This window comes from Lyngbya confervoides BDU141951, assembly GCF_000817775.3.
Classification (GTDB): domain Bacteria; phylum Cyanobacteriota; class Cyanobacteriia; order Thermosynechococcales; family Thermosynechococcaceae; genus Lyngbya; species Lyngbya confervoides.
On record NZ_JTHE03000074.1, the window covers coordinates 1 to 3033 of the forward strand.

The window sequence follows — 3033 nt, forward strand, 5'->3', positions numbered from 1 at the left end:
TTTGACAGACATTAAAAACTGGTTTACAAATTGCTGCTACTGCACCTCACTAGAGTGAGAAATGCTGTAATGGCCCAAAAATATGCAGTTTTATTAATCTGCACACGGATTAACGTAGATTTAATTCATTAGTGATATGTTCAATTCGTTTTCGATATGTGGTTGCTACCGAGGTGCCACATCTCTATAAGACCGACCCTGATTACAGGATATTTCAATGTCAAAAATTGATATCTTCCTTGAAGAAATTCTCTCTGAGGTGATCGAGGCAATTTCTCCAGAAAACATTCAAGATTATTCAACACTTTACGAAACGGTCTCTGAGTATCTTGATCAAACTGGCGGACAACCGTTTGGCAGTATCGAAAATGACTTAATCAAGGGATTTGTCAGTGGCAGGGGCGACGGAATTGCCGAGTTTATTTACGGCAGTGCTGGCAATGACATCATTTATGGCATGGGAGGAGACGATCAACTTTACGGTGATCTCAGAATCGGGCAGTCAATCCCTGATGAGAACTTTGATATCGGCCTTGAAGTAGGGGATGACATCATCTTTGGCGATGATGGTGACCTGGATGGTGATTTGTTTGACTCCGATATCGGCCCTGTTAGCACTGACGACGATGACGACCTCTTTGGGGGACTGGGCAACGACTGGCTGTTTGGCGAAGCGGGCCACGATCGCTTATTTGGCGGACCGGAAAATGGCGATTATCAGCGCATCTACAGTCAACACGGCACCAAAGTTTCGGATAGAGATCACCTTTTTGGAGGCGTAGGCAACGATTTTCTCATTGGCGGTTATGACGACGATTATCTAGAAGGAGGCGTGGGCGACGACGAGCTGACGGGCTCTTCTCGTCGCGGCGGACAACACAGTTGGGATGGGATTGACATTCTCTGGGGTGATACCGAGGGTGGCAATGGTAGCCAAGGTCGAGATACTTTTTTCCTCGGTCGTAATCGTGAACTCTACTACGACGATCACGTCCCAGTCAGTCAAGGCTTACTCCAAGCCGCCATCATCATGGACTTCAATGCTCAATACGACACCATCGTCCTGCCGGAACCTGGTCAGCTCGCTGTACAGCGATATCTAGAACAGCGCGGTCAGATGCCTGGAAGTCATGTCTCCGCCTGGTATATGGAGCAACAAAACGTAGCGCTGTCTGACATTTACGACCCGATGAAACTTCCAAGTGTGTTTGAGCGCCTGGGTAGCAATCCTAGAGGAACGGGCATTTATTACGCGGATAATTTCTCGGCAGGTTCGGGCTCATCTTACAACCCTGAACTGATTGGTTTTATCGCGGATGCCACGGGCTTTACTTTGCCAGCGGAATCGACTGAATCTGTGCAGTACGTGTAAGCTCACAATGGTGTCATCATGCAGTCGCTGGATAACTTCACGAATTAGTTGGCAGCTACGTTCACCGCTACAGAGTGACTCGTGCTGGCGATCTCGTCCTCAGTCATCAGGATGCCCCCAAAGTAACGAAGATACGGTGTCAGAAGTTAAGCCGGTTGTTGCTCCTGCCCATAATTAGGTGTAGCGGCTTTCAAACAAGAGTCGTTGTGCTCGCAAACAAGGCGGTTTTGAGCTCAGATTAACTGCGAATAGGCCTTAAACTATCAAGGCTGCGTTTTGGAGCAACTTACCGATCAAACCTTTGCCCAGCAAAGGTTTTCAGTAGTACATTCCTTGGACTAATAAAGGGCTGAATTTTGTTCAAAACTGGGTAGTACACCGTCTGTTTTTGCCTATTGAAGACGCTGAAACTCCTATTGTTTCGTAGAGTTGCTGCGAGGCGAGCAACTATCCAGCCAATACAGAAAAACTAAATTGCCCCAAAACGCAGGCTCGCTACTTTGGGGCCTAGTAACAACTATGCTTCCGTGTCTTCGCTGGCTTCAAGTTGCTGAGCAGCGTTTTCCAACTCTAGCTCTAACTGCTCTGTCGTCGGAAGGAGCTTTGGGAGCCTGTGCTCCGCCACCGCGATGGGATTACGTAAGTTGCGTGTGGCGTACTCAGCAACGGTTTTGTTTTTAGACTTGCATAGAATGAGACCGATAGTGGGTTGATCACCAGGTTTACGAACTTGGTCATCAATGGCGGAAATGAATAGGTTCATGCGGCCAGAGTAGTCAGGCTTAAACTCATCCATTTTGAGTTCGATAATGACGAAGCAGCGTAACTCTAGGTGGTAGAACAACAGGTCGAGCACGAACTCTTCACCGCCAATTTCGATGCGGTAGTTTTTGCCCGCAAAGGCAAAGCCCACCCCCAGCTCCACTAAGAAATCGCGGATATGAGCCATTAGTGCCCGCTTGAGGTCTTGATGGCGAATATTTTCATCAACCAGCAAGAAGTCCAGATGGTAGGGATCTTTGATGATTTCATGGGCTAAGTCAGATTGAGACTGTGGCAGTGTCCGGTCAAAATTGGTCGTGGCCGTCCCTCTTTTCTGGAGGTATAGTCCACTTTCAATCTGTGCCGTCAGAACGGCTCTGCTCCAGCCATTTTTTAAGCATTTGCGGGCGTACCATAGTCGTTCAGACGGCTCTTGAACCTTATCGAGGAGGACGCAATTGTGCCCCCAAGGAATTTGGGCAACAGGCTGTTGCCCAATCTCTAAATCTGGATAGGCATTCGCGAACGTCCTCATATATTTAAGGTTTCTGGTAGAAAACCCCTTCATTTCAGGGAACTCCTGGGCCAGGTCCTTGGATAATTGAGTAATTACTTTAGCTCCCCAACCCTGTTGTTCTTGGCGGATTAGAATCTCTTGGCCAATCTGCCAGTACAGCAGGATGAGCTCCTGGTTGACCGAGATCGCCGCGCGCATCTGGGATGAGCGAATGCGGTCTTTGAGCCCTTCTAATAGCTCTTGATAACCGTCACTAGGGACGAGATTAGATTTCGACATCGCTACTCCTCTGACCGTACCGACTAAGAGGATGTTTGATAAATCGCTCAGTCAGTAAAAAAGCTCACTCGCCATAAGCTGAAGATACGAACCATCAGCCCTT

The 3033-nt window shown here is 48.1% G+C and carries 2 protein-coding genes; one reads left to right on the forward strand and one right to left on the reverse strand.

The window, feature by feature from the left end; all coding sequences use genetic code 11:
* Positions 1 to 217 precede the first annotated feature (217 nt).
* Positions 218 to 1372 carry a calcium-binding protein gene (locus tag QQ91_RS12850; RefSeq protein WP_044147024.1) on the forward strand — a complete coding sequence of 385 codons (1155 nt, stop codon included), beginning with the start codon at positions 218 to 220 and terminating at the stop codon, positions 1370 to 1372.
* A 517-nt stretch (positions 1373 to 1889) separates the two neighbouring features.
* Here QQ91_RS12850 and QQ91_RS12855 read toward each other — a convergent pair.
* Entirely contained in the window at positions 1890 to 2930 is a 1041-nt protein-coding gene (locus tag QQ91_RS12855) for a PDDEXK nuclease domain-containing protein (protein ID WP_044147025.1), read from the reverse strand.
* Between the last annotated feature and the right edge of the window lie 103 nt (positions 2931 to 3033).

Coding starts and splice junctions, on each gene's coding strand:
- QQ91_RS12850 (WP_044147024.1), top strand. CDS start 218: ATGTCAAAAATTGATATCTTCCTTGAAGAAATTCTCTCTGAGGTGATC.
- QQ91_RS12855 (WP_044147025.1), bottom strand. CDS start 2,930: ATGTCGAAATCTAATCTCGTCCCTAGTGACGGTTATCAAGAGCTATTA.